This window comes from Streptomyces sp. NBC_00158 (assembly GCF_045160885.1).
Taxonomy (GTDB): domain Bacteria; phylum Actinomycetota; class Actinomycetes; order Streptomycetales; family Streptomycetaceae; genus Streptomyces.
Genome location: NZ_CP108161.1, coordinates 3,963,510 through 3,984,330, shown reverse-complemented (window position 1 = coordinate 3,984,330; position 20,821 = coordinate 3,963,510). Strand labels below are relative to the sequence as shown.

At 71.6% G+C, this 20,821-nt stretch carries 20 protein-coding genes; 10 read left to right on the top strand and 10 right to left on the bottom strand.

The features are described 5' to 3' along the window. Positions 1-149 precede the first annotated feature (149 nt). The 4 genes from acs to OG553_RS18410 all read left to right on the top strand — a co-directional run bounded on the left by acs (position 150) and on the right by OG553_RS18410 (position 5,248). Positions 150-2,105 (top strand): acetate--CoA ligase, encoded by a 1,956-nt coding sequence (acs, locus tag OG553_RS18425; RefSeq protein WP_405980028.1) that lies wholly within the window; start codon positions 150-152, stop codon positions 2,103-2,105. Positions 2,106-2,333: 228 nt separating this feature from the next. After that, on the top strand, positions 2,334-3,779 hold the full coding sequence (nhaA, locus tag OG553_RS18420; protein WP_405980027.1) for a Na+/H+ antiporter NhaA: 1,446 nt from the start codon (positions 2,334-2,336) through the stop codon (positions 3,777-3,779). 54 nt (positions 3,780-3,833) lie between these two features. Continuing rightward, positions 3,834-4,292: a phage holin family protein gene (locus tag OG553_RS18415; protein WP_007264954.1), complete on the top strand. Its 459-nt coding sequence runs from the start codon at positions 3,834-3,836 to the stop codon at positions 4,290-4,292. Further along, entirely contained in the window at positions 4,289-5,248 is a 960-nt protein-coding gene (locus tag OG553_RS18410) for an alpha/beta fold hydrolase (protein WP_405980026.1), read from the top strand. Before OG553_RS18415 ends, OG553_RS18410 begins: the two co-directional genes overlap by 4 nt. Before the next feature lie 399 nt (positions 5,249-5,647). Here OG553_RS18410 and OG553_RS18405 read toward each other — a convergent pair whose 3' ends face one another. From OG553_RS18405 to nth, 3 genes are all read right to left on the bottom strand, one after another. Further along, positions 5,648-6,850, bottom strand: a complete 1,203-nt coding sequence (locus OG553_RS18405) for a MarP family serine protease (RefSeq protein ID WP_405983070.1) — start codon at positions 6,848-6,850, stop codon at positions 5,648-5,650. 13 nt (positions 6,851-6,863) lie between these two features. Further along, the gene (locus OG553_RS18400) at positions 6,864-7,580 is read right to left on the bottom strand and encodes an NUDIX hydrolase (RefSeq protein WP_405980025.1); all 717 of its coding nucleotides are present in this window, start codon (positions 7,578-7,580) and stop codon (positions 6,864-6,866) included. Positions 7,581-7,765: 185 nt separating this feature from the next. Next, positions 7,766-8,521, bottom strand: coding sequence for an endonuclease III (gene nth / locus OG553_RS18395; protein ID WP_405983069.1), 756 nt, complete (start codon positions 8,519-8,521; stop codon positions 7,766-7,768). A 358-nt stretch (positions 8,522-8,879) separates the two neighbouring features. On the opposite strand from nth, the gene OG553_RS18390 reads away from it, so the two are divergent. Together OG553_RS18390 and OG553_RS18385 are read left to right on the top strand one after the other, a co-directional pair. Then, positions 8,880-9,554: a Crp/Fnr family transcriptional regulator gene (locus tag OG553_RS18390; RefSeq protein WP_007264960.1), complete on the top strand. Its 675-nt coding sequence runs from the start codon at positions 8,880-8,882 to the stop codon at positions 9,552-9,554. Between the two features lie 154 nt (positions 9,555-9,708). Next, entirely contained in the window at positions 9,709-10,512 is an 804-nt protein-coding gene (locus OG553_RS18385) for a nucleotidyltransferase domain-containing protein (RefSeq protein ID WP_405980024.1), read from the top strand. Here OG553_RS18385 and OG553_RS18380 read toward each other — a convergent pair. From OG553_RS18380 to OG553_RS18360, 5 genes are all read right to left on the bottom strand, one after another. Continuing rightward, on the bottom strand, positions 10,509-10,823 hold the full coding sequence (locus OG553_RS18380) for a hypothetical protein (RefSeq protein ID WP_405980023.1): 315 nt from the start codon (positions 10,821-10,823) through the stop codon (positions 10,509-10,511). The genes OG553_RS18385 and OG553_RS18380 overlap by 4 nt on opposite strands. Beyond that, positions 10,820-11,665 (bottom strand): MBL fold metallo-hydrolase, encoded by an 846-nt coding sequence (locus tag OG553_RS18375; RefSeq protein WP_405980022.1) that lies wholly within the window; start codon positions 11,663-11,665, stop codon positions 10,820-10,822. The genes OG553_RS18380 and OG553_RS18375 overlap by 4 nt, the downstream gene beginning before the upstream one ends. Next, positions 11,662-12,570 (bottom strand): NUDIX hydrolase, encoded by a 909-nt coding sequence (locus OG553_RS18370; protein WP_405980021.1) that lies wholly within the window; start codon positions 12,568-12,570, stop codon positions 11,662-11,664. The genes OG553_RS18375 and OG553_RS18370 overlap by 4 nt, the downstream gene beginning before the upstream one ends. A 464-nt stretch (positions 12,571-13,034) precedes the next feature. Next, positions 13,035-13,505 (bottom strand): RidA family protein, encoded by a 471-nt coding sequence (locus OG553_RS18365; RefSeq protein WP_405980020.1) that lies wholly within the window; start codon positions 13,503-13,505, stop codon positions 13,035-13,037. Further along, positions 13,502-13,663, bottom strand: a complete 162-nt coding sequence (locus OG553_RS18360; RefSeq protein ID WP_007264966.1) for a DUF4177 domain-containing protein — start codon at positions 13,661-13,663, stop codon at positions 13,502-13,504. Before OG553_RS18360 ends, OG553_RS18365 begins: the two co-directional genes overlap by 4 nt. A gap of 46 nt (positions 13,664-13,709) precedes the next feature. Here OG553_RS18360 and OG553_RS18355 point away from each other — a divergent pair, with 46 nt between their 5' ends. Together OG553_RS18355 and OG553_RS18350 are read left to right on the top strand one after the other, a co-directional pair. Further along, positions 13,710-14,696 (top strand): ArsA family ATPase, encoded by a 987-nt coding sequence (locus OG553_RS18355; RefSeq protein ID WP_405980019.1) that lies wholly within the window; start codon positions 13,710-13,712, stop codon positions 14,694-14,696. Positions 14,697-14,713: 17 nt separating this feature from the next. Next, positions 14,714-16,039, top strand: a complete 1,326-nt coding sequence (locus OG553_RS18350) for an ArsA family ATPase (protein ID WP_405983068.1) — start codon at positions 14,714-14,716, stop codon at positions 16,037-16,039. Positions 16,040-16,077: 38 nt separating this feature from the next. On the opposite strand, the gene OG553_RS18345 is transcribed toward OG553_RS18350, so the two are convergent. Further along, positions 16,078-16,428 carry a WhiB family transcriptional regulator gene (locus OG553_RS18345; protein WP_030228569.1) on the bottom strand — a complete coding sequence of 117 codons (351 nt, stop codon included), beginning with the start codon at positions 16,426-16,428 and terminating at the stop codon, positions 16,078-16,080. A 397-nt stretch (positions 16,429-16,825) separates the two neighbouring features. Between OG553_RS18345 and OG553_RS18340 the strand changes: the two genes are divergently transcribed. After that, positions 16,826-19,195 (top strand): transglycosylase domain-containing protein, encoded by a 2,370-nt coding sequence (locus tag OG553_RS18340; protein ID WP_405980018.1) that lies wholly within the window; start codon positions 16,826-16,828, stop codon positions 19,193-19,195. A 96-nt stretch (positions 19,196-19,291) separates the two neighbouring features. Here the strand turns inward: OG553_RS18340 and OG553_RS18335 are convergent, their stop codons facing one another. Then, positions 19,292-19,753 carry a GatB/YqeY domain-containing protein gene (locus tag OG553_RS18335; protein WP_405980017.1) on the bottom strand — a complete coding sequence of 154 codons (462 nt, stop codon included), beginning with the start codon at positions 19,751-19,753 and terminating at the stop codon, positions 19,292-19,294. Between the two features lie 68 nt (positions 19,754-19,821). On the opposite strand from OG553_RS18335, the gene OG553_RS18330 reads away from it, so the two are divergent. Further along, positions 19,822-20,760, top strand: coding sequence for a metallophosphoesterase (locus tag OG553_RS18330; RefSeq protein WP_405980016.1), 939 nt, complete (start codon positions 19,822-19,824; stop codon positions 20,758-20,760). The last annotated feature ends 61 nt before the right edge of the window (positions 20,761-20,821 follow it).

Here is a 20,821-nt window from a genome sequence, read left to right as displayed (position 1 = left end):
GTGGACCTGCGCCGCGACCCTCCCGGTCGTGATATAGGTCTAAACCAATTTTCGGCTACCCCTTGTCACCTGGGCATCCGACTGATGAGCTATGCCCGGAGACACAGCTATGCCCGGGGACAACGGAAACTCTGGGAAAGGGAGATGTCGTGAGCACTGACAGCCTGGCCAACCTGCTCAAGGAAGAGCGGCGGTTCGCACCGCCTGCCGATCTGGCCGCCGCCGCCAACGTGACCGAGGCGGCGTACGCACAGGCCGCCGAGGACCGGCTGGGCTTCTGGGCCGAGCAGGCACGCCGGCTGAGCTGGGACACCGAGCCCACCCAGACGCTCGACTGGAGCAACCCGCCCTTCGCCAAGTGGTTCGCCGACGGCAAGCTCAACGTCGCGTACAACTGCGTGGACCGGCACGTGGAGGCCGGCAACGGCGGCCGCGTCGCCATCCACTTCGAGGGCGAGCCCGGCGACAGCCGCTCGATCACCTACGCCCAGCTCAAGGACGAGGTCTCCCAGGCCGCCAACGCCCTCACCGAGCTCGGCGTCCAGGCCGGCGACCGGGTCGCCGTCTACCTGCCGATGATCCCCGAGGCGGTCGTCGCGATGCTCGCGTGCGCCCGCGTCGGCGCCGCGCACTCGGTGGTCTTCGGCGGCTTCTCCGCCGACGCCGTCGCCTCCCGCATCCAGGACGCCGACGCCAAGCTCGTCATCACCGCCGACGGCGGCTACCGCCGCGGCAAGCCCAGCGCCCTCAAGCCCGCCATCGACGAGGCCGTCACCAAGTGCCCGCAGGTCGAGCACGTCCTCGTGGTGCGCCGCACCGGCCAGGACACCGCCTTCACCGAGGGCCGGGACGTCTGGTGGCACGACCTGGTCGGCCGCCAGTCCACGGAGCACACCCCGCAGGCCTTCGACGCCGAGCACCCGCTGTTCATCCTGTACACCTCGGGCACCACGGGTAAGCCGAAGGGCATCCTGCACACCTCGGGCGGCTACCTCACGCAGGCCTCGTACACCCACCACGCCGTCTTCGACCTCAAGCCGGAGACCGACGTCTACTGGTGCACCGCCGACATCGGCTGGGTGACCGGGCACTCGTACATCGTCTACGGCCCGCTCGCGAACGGCGCCACCCAGGTGATGTACGAGGGCACGCCGGACACCCCGCACCAGGGCCGGTTCTGGGAGGTCGTGCAGAAGTACGGCGTCACCATCCTCTACACCGCGCCCACGGCGATCCGTACGTTCATGAAGTGGGGCGACGACATCCCCGCGAAGTTCGACCTGTCGAGCCTGCGCGTACTGGGCTCGGTCGGCGAGCCGATCAACCCCGAGGCCTGGATCTGGTACCGCAAGCACATCGGCGGCGACCGCTGCCCGATCGTGGACACCTGGTGGCAGACCGAGACCGGCGCCATGATGATCTCCCCGCTGCCGGGCGTCACCGCGACCAAGCCCGGTTCGGCGCAGCGCGCCCTGCCCGGCATCTCGGCCACCGTCGTGGACGACGAGGCCAACGAGGTCCCGAACGGCGGTGGCGGCTACCTGGTCCTCACCGAGCCGTGGCCGTCGATGCTGCGCACCATCTGGGGTGACGACCAGCGGTTCATCGACACCTACTGGGCGCGCTTCGAGGGCAAGTACTTCGCCGGCGACGGTGCCAAGAAGGACGACGACGGCGACATCTGGCTGCTCGGCCGGGTCGACGACGTCATGCTCGTCTCCGGCCACAACATCTCCACGACCGAGGTCGAGTCGGCCCTCGTCTCGCACCCCTCGGTCGCCGAGGCGGCCGTGGTCGGCGCGGCCGACGAGACGACCGGCCAGGCGATCGTGGCCTTCGTGATCCTGCGCGGCACCGCCTCGGAGACCGAGGGCCTCGTCGCCGAGCTGCGCAACCACGTCGGCGCCACCCTCGGCCCGATCGCGAAGCCGAAGCGGATCCTGCCGGTGGCGGAGCTCCCCAAGACCCGTTCGGGCAAGATCATGCGCCGTCTGCTGCGCGACGTGGCGGAGAACCGCGCGGTCGGCGACGTCACCACGCTGGCCGACTCCTCCGTGATGGACCTGATCCAGACGAAGCTGCCCGCCTCCTCCGACGAGGACTGACCGGCAGCGGGCAACCGAGCCCCCGGGGGCGTCCGGCGCACAGCGCGCCGGACGCCCCCCGCCCGTTTAAGGTGAAGATCACCCGATACGACCGAACGGGCCCCGTAAAAGACGGACCCTGTAAAATATGAGAAGCGTCAAAATGTGACGCCCGAAATCTCAGGGTGCGCCGGGAAGTCTGGTCGGCAACTGCATGTGTCATGCCGTCGACCGACCGGAGGTTTCTCCGTGGCCACGCCCACACCCCGCCGCAAACTGCTCGGCCGCCTCTCCCTGCCCGAGCGCCGCTTCGTCGCGAACGCCCTGCGCACGGAGACCGTCGGCGGCGTCCTGCTGCTGGTGGCCGCGATCGCGGCCCTCCTGTGGGCGAACATCCCCGCCCTGTCGGCGAGCTTCGACAGCGTCCGCTCCTTCCACATCGGCCCCGCCTCCCTCGGCCTGGACCTCTCCCTCCAGCACTGGGCCGCCGACGGACTGCTCGCGGTCTTCTTCTTCGTCGCCGGAATCGAGCTCAAGCGCGAGCTGGTCGCGGGCGACCTGCGCGACCCCAAGGCGGCCGCCCTCCCGGTCATCGCCGCGATATGCGGCATGGCGGTTCCCGCACTCGTCTACTTCCTGGTCAACACCCTGGGCGACGGCTCGACCGCCGGCTGGGCCGTCCCGACCGCCACCGACATCGCCTTCGCGCTCGCCGTCCTCGCGGTCATCGGCACCTCCCTGCCCTCCGCGCTGCGCGCCTTCCTGCTCACCCTGGCCGTCGTCGACGACCTGTTCGCCATCCTGATCATCGCGGTGTTCTTCACCAGCGACCTGAACTTCGCGGCGCTCGGCGGCGCCGTCGCGGGCCTGGTCCTCTTCTGGTTCCTGCTGCGCGCCGGCGTCCGCGGCTGGTACGTCTACGTCCCGCTCGCCCTGGTCATCTGGGGCCTGATGTACAACAGCGGCGTCCACGCCACCATCGCCGGCGTGGCCATGGGCCTGATGCTCCGCTGCACCCGCGAGGAGGGCGAGGAGCACTCCCCCGGCGAGCACATCGAGCACCTGGTGCGCCCCCTCTCCGCCGGACTGGCCGTTCCGCTCTTCGCCCTCTTCTCGGCCGGGGTCTCCCTTTCGGACGAATCCATCGCACAGGTCTTCACCCGCCCCGAGACCCTCGGCGTGGTGCTCGGCCTCGTCGTCGGCAAGACCGTCGGCATCTTCGGCGGCACCTGGCTGGCCGCCCGCTTCACCCGCGCCGAGCTGAACGAGGACCTCGCCTGGCCCGACGTGCTCGCCGTGGCCTCGCTCGCCGGCATCGGCTTCACCGTCTCCCTGCTGATCGGCGAACTCGCCTTCGCCGGCGACGAGGTCCTCACCGACGAGGTCAAGGCCGCCGTACTGATCGGCTCCCTCATCGCGGCGATCGTCGCGAGCGTCATGCTCAAGCTCCGCAACCGCAAGTACCGCGCCCTGACGGAGGCCGAGGAGCGCGACGAGGACCTCGACGGGATCCCCGACATCTACGAGCAGGACAACCCCGACTACCACCTGCGGATGGCGCGGATCCACGAGGAGAAGGCCGCCGAACACCGCCGCAGGGCCGACGCCGTGGCCCTCGCGCGGGCCGGGGAGACGGACCCGGCCGCCGGGGAAGCGGCGGGCGGGTCCAGCGCCCGCGCCGACCGTCCGGCATGATCTGAGGGACGACGGAGGACAGCCGCCGGCAGACGACGACAGAGGGAGACAGAGATGAGCGCAGTGGACCAAGGGGCTCCGGGAGCCGAGCGCACACTCGGCCAGCTGGTCGCCGCGGCCACCGCCGAGATGTCCGCCCTGGTGCACGACGAGATCGCCCTCGCCAAGGTCGAGATCAAGCAGGACGTCAAGCGCGCGGGCATCGGCAGCGGTGCCGCGATCGCGGCCGGCGTGCTCGTGCTCTTCTCCCTCCCCGTACTGAGTTTCGCCGCGGCCTACGGCATCCACAATCTCGGTCTCGGGCTGGCCTGGTCCTTCCTCATCGTCGGCGGCGCGTTCTGGCTGCTCGCGGGCCTGATCGGGCTCCTGGCGGTGGCGAAGTTCAAGAAGATCAAGCCGCCGGTGAAGACCATGGACTCCGTCAAGCAGACCGCCGCGCTGGTGGGAACCGTCAAGCCGCACCCGCGGCCGGTGAGTGACCAGGCTGTGGGTGTGGCACGCTCGTCCTCATGACAGCGCCCTCGGCCGACTCCGGCCCACCGCCCACCGCCGCCACGGCGGTACGGCTCGACCTGCCCGGCGGGCGGGCGGTGACGCACCGGGACGTCGCCGCCAACGGCGCCCGCTTCCACGTCGCGGAGGTCGGTGACGGGCCGCTGGTACTGCTGCTGCACGGGTTCCCGCAGTTCTGGTGGACCTGGCGGCACCAGCTCACCGCCCTCGCGGACGCCGGATACCGCGCCGTGGCCATGGACCTGCGCGGGGTGGGCGGCAGCGACCGCACCCCGCGCGGCTACGACCCGGCGAACCTGGCGCTCGACATCACCGGAGTCATCCGCTCCCTCGGCGAGCCGGACGCCGCCCTCGTCGGACACGACCTGGGCGGCTACCTCGCCTGGACGGCGGCCGTGATGCGGCCCAAGCTGGTGCGCCGGCTGGTCGTCTCCTCGATGCCGCACCCGCGCCGCTGGCGCTCGGCGATGATGGCCGACTTCGGCCAGACCCGCGCGAGTTCCCACATCTGGGGGTTCCAGCGGCCGTTCATCCCCGAGCGGCAGCTCGTCGCCGACGACGGCGCCCTCGTCGCGGAGCTGATCCGGGACTGGTCCGGGCCGCTGCTCCCGGAGGACGCGGATCTGGACGTGTACCGGCGGGCGATGTGCATCCCGTCCACCGCGCACTGCTCGATCGAGCCCTACCGCTGGATGATGCGGTCGATGGCCCGCCCGGACGGACTCCAGTTCTACCGGCGGATGAAGCGGCCCGTACGGGTGCCCACGCTGCACCTGCACGGCTCGCTGGACCCCGTGATGCGCACGCGCAGCGCGGCCGGCTCCGGCGAGTACGTCGAAGCGCCCTACCGCTGGCGGCTCTTCGACGGCCTGGGGCACTTCCCGCACGAGGAGGACCCGGACGGCTTCACCACCGAGCTGCTGAACTGGCTCAAGGACCCCGAGCCCGACCGTTGACGGGCCGTCTGCGGTCGGCGGGGTCACGCCGCCTGACTGGCCGTCCGATCGCCCGTCCGGTCGCCCGTACGGTCGTCCTACGGTCTTTCAATTGCCCGGCGCATAGGCCAATTGGCCGCCCCGGACGGGGTTACGGACCTTGGACCCCGGGCACAGCTCGTTGTATGGGCTGGACGCACGACCACGGTGACACCACACGCGAACGCCGCTCGGCCAGGGTGCCGGGCACGCACGACAGGACCGGCCGGGACGGCCACGACCCCCGGCTCGGGATCCCTCGCATCCTCCGCCGCCGCGCCCGCTGGGTCTCGGCGCGGCTGCGCCATCCACGCATGTAGGAGCAGCCGGTGACGCGCCCGGGAGCGGCGCCCCGCCGGCCCGTACGCGCTCGCGTACGGGTCAGAGGGCGCAGCCCTGGGTCTCCACCCGGCGCTCGGCGGTCCTGCCGACGCGGATGTCGTCGCGGATCTCGTCCGCCGTCAGGGCGTAGCCGGTGTTCGGGTCGTCGAGGGACTTCGCGAAGACGACCCCGTACACCTTGCCCTCGGGCGTCAGCAGCGGGCCGCCGGAGTTGCCCTGGCGGACGGTCGCGTACAGCGAGTACACGTCGCGGCGGACGGTGCCCCGGTGGTAGATGTCCGGGCCGTTGGCGTTGATCCGGCCGCGGACACGGGCCGCGCGGACGTCGTAGGCGCCGTTCTCCGGGAAGCCGGCGACGATGGCGTCGCTGCTGCTCGTCGCGTCCTTGTCGGTGAACTCCAGCGCAGGGGCCTTCAGCTTGGGCACGTCCAGGACGGCGATGTCGCGCTCCCAGTCGTAGAGGACGACCTTGCCGTCGTAGAGCTTGCCCTCGCCGCCGATCTGCACGGTCGGCTCGACGACCCCGCCGACGACGTGTGCGTTGGTCATGACCTTGCCCGGCGCGAAGACGAAGCCGGTGCCCTCCAGGACCTTGCTGCAGCTGGGCGCGGTGCCGACGACCTTCACGATCGAGAGCTTGGCCTGCTGGGCGACGCCGCTGCGGGCGAGGGCCGGGTCGGGGGCCTTCACCTCGGTGATCGGCTCGTTCGAGAACGGGCTGAAGACCTGCGGGAAGCCGTTGCGGGCGAGCGTGGAGCTGAAGTCCGAGAACCAGGTGTTCGCCTGGGCGGGCAGCACCCGCGACACGCCCAGGAGCACCTTGGAGTTGCGGACCTCCTTGCCCAGGGTGGGCAGCGAGGTCCCGGCGAGCGCCGAGCCGATCAGCCAGGCCACGAGGAGCATGGCGACGACGTTGACCAGGGCGCCGCCGGTCGCGTCGAGCGCGCGGGCGGGCGACCAGGTGATGTGGCGTCTGAGCCGGTTGCCCAGATGGGTGGTGAGCGCCTGGCCGATCGAGGCGCAGATGATGATGACCACGACGGCGATCACCACCACGGTGGTGGACACCTGGGTTCCGTTGTCTGTCACCCGGTCCCAGATCAGGGGGAGCAGGGACACGGCGATGAGGCCAGCGCCCAGGAAGCCGATCACCGACAGGATGCCGACGACGAACCCCTGGCGGTAGCCGACGATCGCGAACCACACGGCGGCGACCAGCAACAGGATGTCCAGCACGTTCACGAGGGTCACCGTCTCATGCGTGCCAGTCGAGCGGGACGTGACGTGAGCGGTCCCACGGTCGCTCCCAGCCCGAGAAGTGCAGGATCCGGTCGATGACCCCGGCGGTGAAGCCCCAGACCAGGGCCGATTCCACGGTGAATCCGGGCCCCTCGTGCCCGCGCGGGTGGACCACGGTGACCCGGTGGGCGGGGTCCGTGAGATCCGCCACGGGCACCGTGAAGACCCGGGCCGTCTCCGCCGGGTCCACCGCGCCGACCGGCGAGGGCTCGCGCCACCAGCCGAGGACCGGGGTCACCACGAACTCGCTGACCGGGATGTACAGGCGCGGCAGCACCCCGAAGAGCTGGACCCCGGCCGGGTCCAGCCCGGTCTCCTCCTCCGCCTCGCGCAGGGCGGCGCGCAGCGGGCCGGTGGTGTGCGGGTCGCCGTCCTCCGGGTCGAGGGCGCCGCCGGGGAAGGAGGGCTGCCCGGCGTGCGAGCGCAGGCTGCCGGCGCGCTCCTGGAGCAGCAGCTCCGGGCCGCGCGGGCCCTCGCCGAAGAGGACCAGCACCGCGGACTGGCGGCCCCTGCCGTCTTCCGGGGGCAGGAAGCGGCTGAGCTGGCGCGGCCGGACGCTGCGGGCGGCCGCCACGACGGGGTCGAGCCAGGAGGGAAGCCCGTCCGTCGTGAGGACCAGGCCGTCCCCCTCGCGGGCGGCTGCCGTGGTCTCGTCCTGCGTACCGCGCGTCATGGGCACCCCTGTCCGCGTTCCTGTGGCCTCTGTCAACACCGTCTCCCACACCGCTGAACGCGGTCCGGTTCCCGTTTCGTTCCGGCGGGGGCGCGGGGGCCCGGCGTCGCGCGCCCCCGCGCCGCCCGGCCGCCGTGCCCGCTGCCGTGCCCGTCTCCGCCCGCCGGGTCCGCTGCCGCCCGCGCTCAGGGCTGCGTACGGGCTCCCAGCGGCGCCGCGGGGAGGCCCGGGTAGTCCGGGGGCGGGGACAGGCGCTGGCCCGGCTGGCCGCCCTTCTCGTACTTCAGCAGCTTCCGCGCCTTCTCGGGGTCCGTTTCGCCCTCTCCGTAGGCCGGGCAGAGCGGAGCGATGGGGCAGGCGCCGCAGGCGGGCTTGCGGGCGTGGCAGATGCGGCGGCCGTGGAAGACGACGCGGTGGGACAGCATCGTCCACTCGCTCTTGGGGAAGATCGCGCAGATCTCCGCCTCGACCTTCTCCGGGTCCTCCTGCTCGGTCCACTTGAAGCGGCGCACCAGCCGGCCGAAGTGGGTGTCGACCGTGATCCCGGGAACCCCGAAGGCGTTGCCGAGCACCACGTTGGCCGTCTTGCGGCCGACTCCGGGCAGGGTGACGAGGTCCTCGATCCGGCCCGGCACCTCGCCGCCGAAGTCGTCGCGGAGCGCCTGCGAGAGGCCCATCAGGGACTTCGCCTTCGCCCGGAAGAACCCGGTCGGCCGGATGATCTCCTCCAGCTCCTCGGGCACGGCCTCGGCCATGTCCTCGGGGGTCGGATAGGCGGCGAAGAGGGCCGGGGTCGTCTGGTTCACGCGCAGGTCGGTCGTCTGCGCGGACAGGACCGTCGCGACCAGCAGCTCGAAGGGATTGCGGAAGTCCAGCTCCGGATGGGCGTACGGGTACACCTCCGCGAGCTCGCGGTTGATGCGGCGGGCCCGGCGGACCATCGCGAGGCGCGATTCCGGCTTCGCCGCCACCGGTTTCTTGGCCGAACCTTTGCCCAAGGGGACAGGTCGCACCTTTTCGGACGCCTCATCATGGGCTTGTTCGCCCACGGCTGAATTCTGGGTCGCCGTCACTCCCGCGGACCCCATGGCCTGTGCTCTCACCGGCTTATTGGACACCCGGCCAGCCTAAGGGCGGGCGCTGACACCCGCCCGGACCTCAGGTAACACCACCCGGATCGGCCTCTCGCCGCACAGCACGCCCATCCGTCCGGCATCCTTGTGATTGATCGCACTGTTTGAGCCGTCCGGCAAAATGGGGAGCGGTCCCCACTGGCTGGTCGACATAGGAGAGAGACTCGTGGACGACGTTCTGCGGCGCGCCCCGCTCTTCGCGGCGCTCGATGACGAGCAGGCCGCGGAGCTCCGCGCCTCCATGGCCGAGGTGACCCTCGCACGCGGCGACGCCCTGTTCCACGAGGGCGACCCCGGCGACCGGCTCTACGTCGTGACCGAGGGCAAGGTGAAGCTCCACCGCACCTCCCCCGACGGCCGCGAGAACATGCTGGCCGTCCTCGGCCCCGGAGAGCTGATCGGCGAGCTGTCGCTGTTCGACCCGGGCCCCCGCACCGCCACCGCCACCGCGCTGACCGAGGTCAAGCTCCTCGGCCTCGGCCACGGTGACCTCCAGCCGTGGCTGAACGCCCGGCCCGAGGTCGCGACCGCGCTGCTGCGCGCCGTCGCCCGGCGCCTGCGCAAGACCAACGACCAGATGTCCGACCTGGTCTTCTCCGACGTTCCCGGCCGTGTCGCCCGGGCGCTCCTCGACCTGTCGCGCCGCTTCGGCGTGCAGTCGGAGGAGGGCATCCACGTCGTCCACGACCTCACCCAGGAGGAGCTGGCGCAGCTCGTCGGCGCCTCCCGCGAGACCGTGAACAAGGCCCTGGCCGACTTCGCGGGCCGCGGCTGGCTGCGCCTGGAGGCGCGTGCCGTGATCCTGCTGGACGTGGAGCGGCTCGCCAAGCGCTCGCGCTGACCGGCCGAGGCGGTTTTCGCGGAGGGGCCCCGTCCGGGTGCGGACGGGGCCCCTCCGCGCGTTCCGGCGGCACCTGCGATGGACGGCCCGGCGCCGATCGGCGCCGACGGTTAAATACCCGCCGGTCAGGGCCCTGGACGTGCAGAGTGGGGCCATGGAGCACAGAGGACTGGACGCGTACGGATACCTGGAGCGGGAGGGATCCCTCGGCCGGGTCCAGCCCGAGTTCGCGGCCCTGGTCGCGGCCACCCGGACCCGGGTCGCGGAGGCGTACGGACGCCGGCTGCACAGCGCCTATCTCTACGGCTCCGTACCGCGCGGGACGGCCCGGCCGGGGCACAGCGACCTCGACCTGCTGATCGCCCTGCACCGCGAACCCGGCGACGAGGACCGCGACACGGCCGAGGTGCTCGGACGGGGGCTCGACCAGGACTTCCCGCAGATCGACGGCGTCGGCATCCTGCTGTACGGCAAGGAGCGGCTGCTGAGCGAGCAGGAACGTTACGACCTGGGCTGGTTCCTCGCCTGCCTGTCCACCCCGCTGCTCGGCGACGACCTGGCCGAGCACCTGCCCCGGTACCGGCCCGACAGCCTGCTCGCCCGGGAGGCCAACGGGGACCTGGCCGCCCTGCTCCCGCGCTGGCGGGCCCGGTTCGAGGCCGCCTCCGAGCCCGGCGAGTTCCGCAGGATGAACCGCTTCTTCTCACGCCACCTGGTGCGGACCGCCTTCACCCTGGTCATGCCCCGGTGGGGCGGGTGGACCAGCGACCTCGCCGAGTCCGCGGAGGTCTTCGGCGGGTACTACCCCGAGCGGGCCGCGCAGCTGCGGCGCGCGGCCGTCGTGGCGCTGGAGCCGGTCGACGACCCGGCCGTGGCACGGGCCTACCTCGACGACCTCGGGCCGTGGCTCGCGGACGAGTACACGGCCCTGCACGGCACGAAGACGCCGCGCGACTAGCGCTCGGCGGGGGCGGGCGCTTCCACGGCCTCCAGGGCCTCCACGGCCCGCTTGGCCTCCGCCAGGCCCGCGCCCGTGATCCCCCGGTACGCCTTGATCGCCGAGATGGTGCGGCCGTCGCGCACCAGGGCGCGCACCTCGTCCATCCCCGCCGGCTCGGGCTCCTCGATGCCGAAGTGGTCCAGGACCAGGCCCAGCCGGCGCTCCAGCCGGTCCGCCTTGTCCTCCAGGGCCCGGACCTTCAGGTTCAGGGTCGAGGTGATCCACCCCGCGGTCGCGAGCAGTGCGAGCGCCAGGAACAACGTGTTCATTCAGGTCCCCCCGGAATCAGTCCGTGATCACGAAGGTACTCCAGCTGCGCCTGCACCGACCACGTCGCGGCCGGCCACAGCGAACGGTCCACGTCCGCGTAGACCCGGGCGACGACGGCCTCCGCCGTGCTGAGCCCGTCCTCCACGGCCGTCTCCACCTGGGCGAGCCGGTGGGCGCGGTGCGCGAGGTAGAACTCGACGGCCCCCTGCGCGTCGTCCAGTACCGGCCCGTGGCCCGGGAGCACCGTGTGGACCCCGTCGTCGACGGTCAGGGAGCGCAGCCGGCGCAGGGAGTCCAGGTAGTCGCCGAGCCGGCCGTCGGGGTGCGCGACGACGGTGGTGCCGCGGCCGAGGATCGTGTCGCCGGTCAGCACGGCCCGGTCGGCCGGCAGGTGGAAGCAGAGCGAGTCGGCGGTGTGCCCGGGGGTGGCCACCACGCGCAGCTCCAGGCCGCCGGTGCGGATGACGTTCCCGGCGGCCAGGCCCTCGTCCCCGAGGCGCTGCGCGGGGTCGAGGGCGCGGACCTTCGTACCGGTGAGCTCGGCGAAGCGGCCGGCGCCCTCGGCGTGGTCGGGGTGGCCGTGGGTGAGGAGCGTCAGCGCGACCCGCTTGCCGGCCTGCTCGGCGGCGCCGATGACCGCCCGCAGGTGCCCCTCGTCCAGGGGGCCGGGGTCGATGACGACGGCCAGCTCGGAGTCCGGCTCGGACACCAGCCAGGTGTTGGTGCCGTCCAGGGTCATCGCGGAGGCGTTCGGGGCCAGGACGTTGACCGCGCGGGCGGTCGCCGGCCCGGAGGACACCGTCCCCCGGGGCTGGCCGGGAAGGGCTGCGGCATCGGTCATGCGGGGCCTCCCGGACGCACTCGCTTCGTGAACTCGTCGTGCCCCGGCCAGCTGAGCACGAGTACGCCGTCCTCCAGCTCGGCCCGCGCCAGCACGGGGGCCAGGTCCTGCCCGCCCGCCGCGGCCAGCGCGTCGGCGGCGCTCCCGTACGGCTCCAGCGAGCGCAGGGTGGAGATGGTCGGCGGCATCATCAGCAGCTCGCCCCTGTCGTACCCGTCGGCGGCGTCCGCGGGGCGGATCCAGACGGTCCGGTCGGCCTCGGTGGAGGCGTTGCGGGTCCGCTGGCCCTCCGGGAGGGCTGCCACGAAGAACCACGTGTCGTAGCGGCGCGGCTCGAACTCCGGGGTGATCCAGCGGGCCCACGCCCCGAGCAGGTCGGAGCGCAGCAGCAGCTTGCGCCGGTCGAGGAACTCGGCGAAGGACAGCTCGCGCGCCACGAGGGCCTCGCGGTCGGCCTCCCAGTCGTCGCCGGTGGTGTCCCCGACGACCGTGTCGGGGGTCTCCCCCGCGAGCAGCACCCCGGCCTCCTCGAAGGTCTCGCGCACCGCCCCGCAGACGATCGCCTGCGCGGTGGCGGCGTCCGTACCGAGCCGCTCCGCCCAGAGGTCCAGGCCGGGTCCGGCCCAGCCGATGCGGTGGTCCTCGTCACGGGGGTCGACGCCGCCGCCGGGATAGGCGTACGCACCGCCGGCGAAGGCCATGGAGGAGCGGCGGCGCAGCATGTGCACGGCGGGGCCGGCGGGGGTGTCGCGCAGCAGCATCACGGTGGCGGCGCGTCTGGGCTCCACCGGGGTGAGGGACCCGTCCGCGAGCGCGCGGATGCGGTCGGGCCACTCCGGCGGGTACCACTGCCCTCCGGTGGGCTGCGGGCTGGGCGAGGGCTGACCGTGCTGACCATTCGGCATGGCCGGATGCTACGGGGATCCGGCCCGATGTTCGAGGGCCACCTCCGCCACGCGACACCGGCGCGGTTCGGCCGTGGCCGCTGGGCCGGGTCCGGGTGGGTGGGCCGCTGCGCGGGGCCGGTCCCCTACCCGCCCTTCCACCGTTCCCAGGGGCTCCGCCCCTGACCCCGCTGCGCTCAAACGCCGCGCGGGCTGGAGTATCCAGCCCCGCCTGGGGGCACCTCCCAGCGGTAGCTGGGGGAGTTTGAGGCGCGGGTCCGGGCAGAGCCCGGGGAACGGGTGAAGGGCGGGTGGGGGACCGGCCCCGCGCAGCGGCCACGCACCCGCGGGCAACCCACCGGCCCCAGCCGAGCCCGTGGCTCCGCCCCGCACCCGCCGGACGGAGTCCGGCGCAGCGGCGCGAAGCCGGGGAGGCGCCCCGGCGCCAAGCCGCGCGAGCGGCGCGTCAAAAAGGCAGCGGCGCGTCAGGAAGGAAGCAGCTCGACCTGGACCTCGATCTCGACCGGCGCGTCCAGCGGGAGCACCGCCACGCCGACCGCGGAGCGCGCGTGCACGCCCTTGTCGCCGAGCACCTCGCCCAGCAGCTCGCTCGCACCGTTCAGCACGCCCGGCTGCGCCGTGAAGTCGGGGGCCGAGGCGACGAAGCCGACGACCTTCACCACACGCGCGATCTTGTCCAGGTCACCGACCACGGACTTGACGGCGGCCAGCGCGTTCAGCGCGCACGTAGCCGCGAGCTCCTTCGCCTGCTCCGCGGAGACCTCGGCGCCGACCTTGCCGGTGACGGGCAGCTTGCCCTGCACCATCGGCAGCTGGCCCGCGGTGTACACGTACGCTCCCGACCGGACCGCCGGCTGGTACGTGGCCAGCGGCGGGACGACCTCGGGCAGGGTCAGGCCGAGCTCGGCGATCCGGGCCTCGACGACGCCGCTCATGCCTTCTCCCGCTTGAGGTACGCCACGAGCTGCTCGGGGTTGTTCGGGCCGGGCACGACCTGGACGAGCTCCCAGCCGTCCTCGCCCCAGGTGTCCAGGATCTGCTTGGTGGCGTGAACCAGCAGGGGGACCGTCGCGTATTCGAACTTCTTGGTCATGGGGGCGAGCGTAATGCCTGAGCGGGAGTGGTTAGGCTCGGACGCTGTGAGCAGGCTCCAGGTGGTCAGCGGCAAGGGCGGCACCGGCAAGACCACGGTCGCCGCGGCACTCGCGCTGGCCCTCGCGCGCGAGGGCAGGCGGACTCTTCTCGTGGAGGTCGAGGGCAGGCAGGGCATCGCACAGCTTTTCGGCACGGAAGCGCTCCCCTACGAGGAGCGGAAGATCGCCGTGGCGCCCGGCACGGGCGGGGGTGAGGTGTACGCGCTCGCCATCGACGCGGAACGGGCACTTCTGGACTACCTCCAGATGTTCTACAAGCTCGGCTCGGCCGGCCGCGCCCTGAAGAAACTCGGCGCGATCGACTTCGCGACGACGATCGCGCCGGGTCTGCGGGACGTCCTGCTGACCGGCAAGGCGTGCGAGGCGGTGCGGCGCAAGGACAAGGCGGGGCGGTTCGTCTACGACCACGTGATCATGGACGCGCCGCCGACCGGGCGGATCACCCGCTTCCTGAACGTCAACGACGAGGTGGCGGGACTGGCCCGGTTCGGGCCGATCCACAACCAGGCGCAGGCGGTCATGAAGGTGCTCAAGTCCCCGGACACCGCAGTGCACCTGGTGACCCTGCTGGAGGAGATGCCCGTCCAGGAGACCGCGGACGGGATCGACGAGCTGGTGGAGGCGGGGCTTCCCGTCGGCCGGGTGATCGTCAACATGGTGCGCCCGCACCACCTCGACGAGGACACCCTGCGCGCGGCCGCGGAGGGCCGCCGCACCGAGATCGCCAAGGCCCTGTCCCGCGCCGGGCTGGGCGGGGCGCGGCGGGGCGGGCTGGCCGAGCGGCTGGTGGAGCCGCTCCTGACGCAGGCGGCCGAGCACGCGAGCCGGGTCGAGCTGGAGCGGGAGCAGCGCGCGGTGCTGGCGGGGCTCGACGTGCCGACGTACGAACTCCCCCTGCTCGGCTCGGGGATGGAGCTGGCCGGGCTGTACGAGCTGGCGGCGGAGCTGCGCAAGCAGGTGGGCACCGAATGAGCGGGAGCGGGGAGGGCATGGGGCTGGACACGCCGCAGCGGCTGGCGGTCGACGCGCTGCTGGACGATCCGGGGACCCGGATCATCGTGTGCTGCGGTTCGGGCGGGGTCGGCAAGACGACGACCGCGGCCGCGCTGGGCGTACGGGCGGCCGAGCGCGGGCGGAAGGTGGTCGTGCTGACCATCGACCCGGCGCGCAGGCTGGCGCAGTCGATGGGGATCGACTCGCTGGACAACACCCCGCGCCGGGTGCCCGGCATAGAGCGCGGCGCGGCCGGTGACGGCGAACTGCACGCCATGATGCTGGACATGAAGCGGACGTTCGACGAGATCGTCGAGTCGCACGCGGACGCCGAGCGGGCGCGGGCGATCCTGGCGAACCCCTTCTACCAGTCCCTGTCGGCCGGCTTCGCGGGCACGCAGGAGTACATGGCGATGGAGAAGCTGGGGCAGCTGCGGGCCAGGGACGACTGGGACCTGATCGTGGTGGACACCCCGCCGAGCCGGTCCGCGCTGGACTTCCTGGACGCGCCGAAGCGGCTGGGGTCGTTCCTGGACGGCAAGTTCATCCGGGTGCTGATGGCTCCGGCGAAGGTCGGCGGCCGGGCCGGGATGAAGTTCCTCAACGTCGGCATGTCGATGATGACCGGCACGCTGAGCAAGCTGATGGGTGCCTCGCTGCTGAAGGACGTACAGACGTTCGTGGCGGCGATGGACACGATGTTCGGAGGGTTCCGGACGCGCGCGGACGCGACGTTCCGGCTGCTCCAGGCTCCCGGTACGGCGTTCCTCGTGGTCGCGGCTCCCGAGCCGGACGCGCTGCGCGAGGCGGCGTACTTCGTGGAGCGGCTGGCCGCGGAGAAGATGCCGCTGGCCGGCCTGGTGCTGAACCGGGTGCACGGAAGTGACGCGGGACAGCTGTCGGCGGAGCGGGCGCTGGCCGCCGCAGAGAATCTTGAAGAAGGCGGCATTGTCGATCAGGAGTCCGGGAAAGCTGGACTTCGTGACGCCGCCGACGACGGCTCCCCCGGTGTGGGCGACGTCCATGACACGAGCGACATGAACGACGTGAACGACTCGCACGACGTGAAGGACTCGCACGATGTGAACGCCGCGTACGACGCGGACGACGTGGACCGGATCACCGCAGGACTGCTGCGCCTGCACGCCGAGCGGATGCAGGTGATCGCGCGTGAGCAGCGCACACGTGATCGCTTCACGTCTCTCCACCCGGAGGTGGCGGTGGCCGAAGTGGCCGCCCTGCCCGGCGATGTGCACGACCTCGCCGGGCTGCGGGCCATCGGAGAGCGACTCTCGGCCGGGGTTCCGGCCGGAGGAGCGTAGGCGTACGTACGTAGGGTGCCGGCGCGGCGCCCGGGTGGTTACCCGGCTGCCGCGTAGGTCTCGTACGACACGTCGATCTCCGCGTCGACATCCACGGTGAGGATGCCCGTACTGCGCTCGTACTCCGTGCGGGCGGTCTCGAGCAGCCGTCGCCACGAGGTGACGGTGGGACGCCGGCGCAACAAGGCGCGTCGTTCCCGCTCGGTCATGCCGCCCCACACTCCGAACTCGACACGGTTGTCGAGTGCGTCGGCCAGGCACTCGGTCCGCACCGGACACCCGGTGCACACCGCCTTGGCCCTGTTCTGTGCCGCTCCTTGAACGAACAGTTCATCCGGATCGGTAGTGCGGCAGGCTGCCTGCGCACTCCAGTCGGTAACCCAGCCCATCCCGGTGCCGTCCTCTCCCGAATCGAGGCTCCCCCACGGCGGTAGCGGCATATTCACCGCTGCCAGTTGAGGACGTTACGGAAGGCGGGGACGGCGCAACACCCCCGTCGGGCCCAATCTTGAATGGTCCGAACGGACTATGGGTAAGCGGCAGATCACCCGACGGAGTGATCCGGCGACATGCCCGGCCATTCCGGCGATTCGGGTGAAATCGGGGAAGCGCCGGTGAGCGGCCGTCAGAGCGAAGGGCGGGATTCGGACATGAGTCCACCCCATTCGGGAAGGGTGAAAATCAAGCCGGGGGGTTGATGTCGCACCGCACTGCTGTGACAGTTGGGGACAGCTTAGGCCAAGGCATTCGCGCGTGTCCGGCGAATGAGAACGTAGGCTGCCCTCTATGGGAAAGAAGCGCTCGGGCGCAGGGCTGACGGGGCCGCAGCAGGCCGCCAAGTTCCTCGGGGTGTCGGTTCTCTCCGGAGTCGTACTTGCCGGCATCGCGATCCCGGGCGCCGGCGCTCTGGGCCTCGCGGCCAAGGGCACGGTCGAGGGTTTCGACGAGATCCCGGCCAATCTGAAAACGCCTCCGCTGAGCCAGCGCACCACGATCCTGGATGCGGAGGGTGGCTTGATCGCCACCGTCTACTCACGGGACCGGCAGGTAGTGCCGCTCACGGCCATGTCGCCGTACATGCAGAAGGCGATCGTCGCCATCGAGGACTCGCGTTTCTACGAGCACGGCGCGGTCGACCTCAAGGGCATCCTCCGCGCGGTGAACCGCAACGCGCAGGAGGGCGGCGCGGCACAGGGCGCCTCCACGCTCACGCAGCAGTACGTGAAGAACGTCTTCGTCGAGGAGGCAGGCGACGACGAGACGAAGGTGCGCGAGGCACAGGAGAAGAGCCTCGGCCGCAAGATCCGCGAGCTGAAGTACTCGATCCAGGTCGAGGAGGAGCTCGGGAAGAAGAAGATCCTCGAGAACTACCTCAACATCACCTACTTCGGGCAGGGGGCGTACGGCATCGAGTCCGCCTCCCAGCGCTACTTCAGCAAGCCCGCGAAGGACCTGACGCTGGAGGAGTCGGCGCTGCTCGCCGGCCTCGTGCAGTCGCCGAGCCGGTACGACCCGGTGAACGACAGCCAGGAGGCGATGAAGCGCCGCAACGTCGTCCTCCAGCGCATGGCCGACGTCAAGGACATCTCGCAGGCCGAGGCGGACGAGGCGAAGGCGAAGCCGGTCACGCTGAAGGTGACCCGGCCCAAGAACGGCTGCATCACCGCCGTCAAGGGCGCGGGCTTCTTCTGCGACTACGTGCGCGCCACCTTCCTCAACGACACGGTCTTCGGCAAGACCCGCGAGGAGCGGGCCAAGGTCTGGAACCAGGGCGGCCTGACCATCCGCACCACGCTGGACCCGCAGTCGCAGGAGGCCGCCAACGCCTCGATCAAGGACCACGTCAACGAGGACGACTCGATCGCCACGGCCGTGACCATGGTCCAGCCGGGCACCGGGAAGGTCCTGGCGATGGGCCAGTCGAAGCCGTACGGCTTCGGGAAGAACGAGACGCAGATCAACTACTCCGTGGACAAGCGGATGGGCGGCTCCAACTTCGGCTTCCAGGTGGGCTCCACGTTCAAGCCGTTCATCGCGGCCGCCGCCATAGAGCAGGGCATGGAGCCGACGAAGGTCTACTCGGCCCCGAACAAGATGGAGTACCCGAGCCCGGTGTCGCGCTGCTCGGGCCCGGCCTGGCAGAACCTGCCGCTCGGCAACGGCAAGCTGCAGACCGCGCAGAACGAGACGCGGGACGAGGTCGGCCCGTACGCGCTGCGGACGGCGATGGAGAAGTCCATCAACACCTACTTCGTGCAGATGATCTCGGACATCGGCATCTGCCCGGTGACCGAGATGACGCAGAAGCTCGGCGTGGTCCCGGCCAGCGGCGTCAAGCTGCCCGAGGAGCCGTCCATCGCGCTCGGCTCCGCCGAGATGTCCCCGCTGACGATGGCCAACGCGTACGCCGCCTTCGCCAACCGGGGCGTCTACTGCACCCCGGTCGCCCTGGAGTCGATCACCGACTCGCACGGCAAGGCGCTCGCGGTGCCGAAGACCAAGTGCGACCGGGCGATGGCGCAGGACACCGCCGACACCATCAACCAGCTGCTCCGCGGGGTCGTCGACTCCGGTACGGGTGAGCGGGCCGGCCTCACCGACCGCGACAACGCGGGCAAGACCGGTACCACCGACAACCGCTACAACGCCTGGTTCGTGGGCTACACCCCGAACATGTCCGGCGCGGTCTGGGTCGGCTCCGGCGGTTCGAAGAAGATCTCGATGGAGGACATCACCATCGGCGGGCAGTACTACCCGAAGGTCTTCGGCGGCGGCCTGCCCGGCCCGATCTGGAAGGACGCGGTCACGGGCGCGCTCGCCGGCCGCGAGGCCCCGAACTTCGTCGGGGCCAGCGTCCCGGAGCCCTCGGTCGGGGGCGGCGGTGCGGGCGCCGGAACCGGTAACGGGAACAGCACCGGCGGCGGCACCGGCGGCCGGGGCACCACCACCCCGCCGCCCACCACCCCGCGCAAGCCGAACAAGCCCGGCAAGCCCGGCGGCGACAACAAGCCCGGCGGCGGTGCGGCCGCCGGAGGCGCCGCGGCCGGCGGCGCGGGCGCGGGCGGCACGGTCCCGGAGGTCCCGGTGGTCCCGAAGCCCGAGGTCCCGGTGGTCCCGGGCCCGGCGGGCGGCGCCGGTGGCGGCGCGACCCCGTAACGGAGCGGGGACGGAAGAAGAAGGGAGGGCCCCGGCCGGATCACCGGCCGGGGCCCTCCCCTTTCTCCACGTATCTCCCTACCTACGTGCTGGTCCTTACGAAAGCTGCTTCTTGACGGCCGCGGCGACCCGGCCGCCCTCCGCCAGGCCCGCAACCTTCGGGTTCACGATCTTCATGACGGCGCCCATGGCCCGCGGCCCCTCGGCACCCGCCGCCTTGGCCTCCTCGACGGCCTGCGCCACGATCGCGGCCAGCTCGTCGTCACCGAGCTGCTTGGGCAGGTAGGCGTCCAGGAACTCGCCCTCCGCGGTCTCCCGCGCGGCCTGCTCGTCACGGCCGCCCTGCGCGAAGGCCTCCGCGGCCTCGCGGCGCTTCTTCGCCTCCTTGGCGATCACCTTGAGGACTTCGTCGTCGGAGAGCACGCGCGCCTCCTTGCCCGCGACCTCCTCCTTGGTGATGGCGGCGAGGGTCAGGCGCAGGGTGGACGAAGCGAGTTCGTCGCGCGCCTTGATGGCGGTGGTGAGGTCTTCCTGGAGCTTGGCCTTGAGCGTGGTCATGCCCCTGAGTCTGCCAGGTGAGGGGCCTGTGGCGCCCATCGGTTTTCCCGGTCTGCGACGATGGGGCCATGCACGCGCGTTACGGAGTCCCCCTGAAGGTGACCGCCTCGATCGCGGCGGTGGGGGCCGCCGGTGTGGCCTATGCCGCTGGTTTCGAAGCCCGCTCCTTCCGACTGCGCCGGATCACCGTTCCGGTACTGCCCGCCGGGATGCGCCCGCTGCGCGTACTGCAGGTCTCGGACATCCACATGGTCGGCGGCCAGCGCAAGAAGCGCGCCTGGCTGCAGTCCCTGGCGGGCCTGCGGCCCGACTTCGTCGTGAACACCGGCGACAACCTCTCCGACACGGAGGGGGTGCCCGAGCTGCTCGACGCTCTGGGCCCCCTGATGGACTTCCCCGGGGTGTACGTCTTCGGCTCCAACGACTACTACGGGCCGCGCCTGCGCAACCCCGGGCGCTACCTGATCGAGAAGGTGCAGGGCCGGCACGGGCTGAACGGCAACAAGCCGGTCGTCGGCGCCGTCCACAACCCGTGGGAGGACATCCGGGACGCCTTCGACGCGGCCGGCTGGCTGAACCTCACGAACACCCGGGCCCGGCTGAAGGTGAACGGGGCGGAGCTGGCCTTCACCGGCCTGGACGACCCGCACATCAAGCGGGACCGCTACGAGCGCGTGGCGGGCGGCCCCGAGGCCGACGCGGACTTCTCGCTGGCCGTGGTGCACGCCCCGTACCTGCGGGTACTGGAATCCTTCACGGCCGACCGCTACCCGCTGATCCTCGCCGGGCACACCCACGGCGGACAGCTGTGCATCCCCTTCTACGGGGCGCTGGTCACCAACTGCGACCTCGACACGAAGCGGGTGAAGGGCCTGTCCACGTACGAGACCCAGGGCCGGCGCTCGTACCTCCACGTCTCGGCCGGCTGCGGCACCAACCGCTTCACCCCGGTCCGCTTCGCCTGCCCCCCGGAGGCCACCCTCCTGACCCTGGCCCCGAAGGCCTGAACCACCGGCGCCGGCCCCTCGTGAAAACCGGATTTCGTCTCAGCGCGAGGGTCCGCTAAAG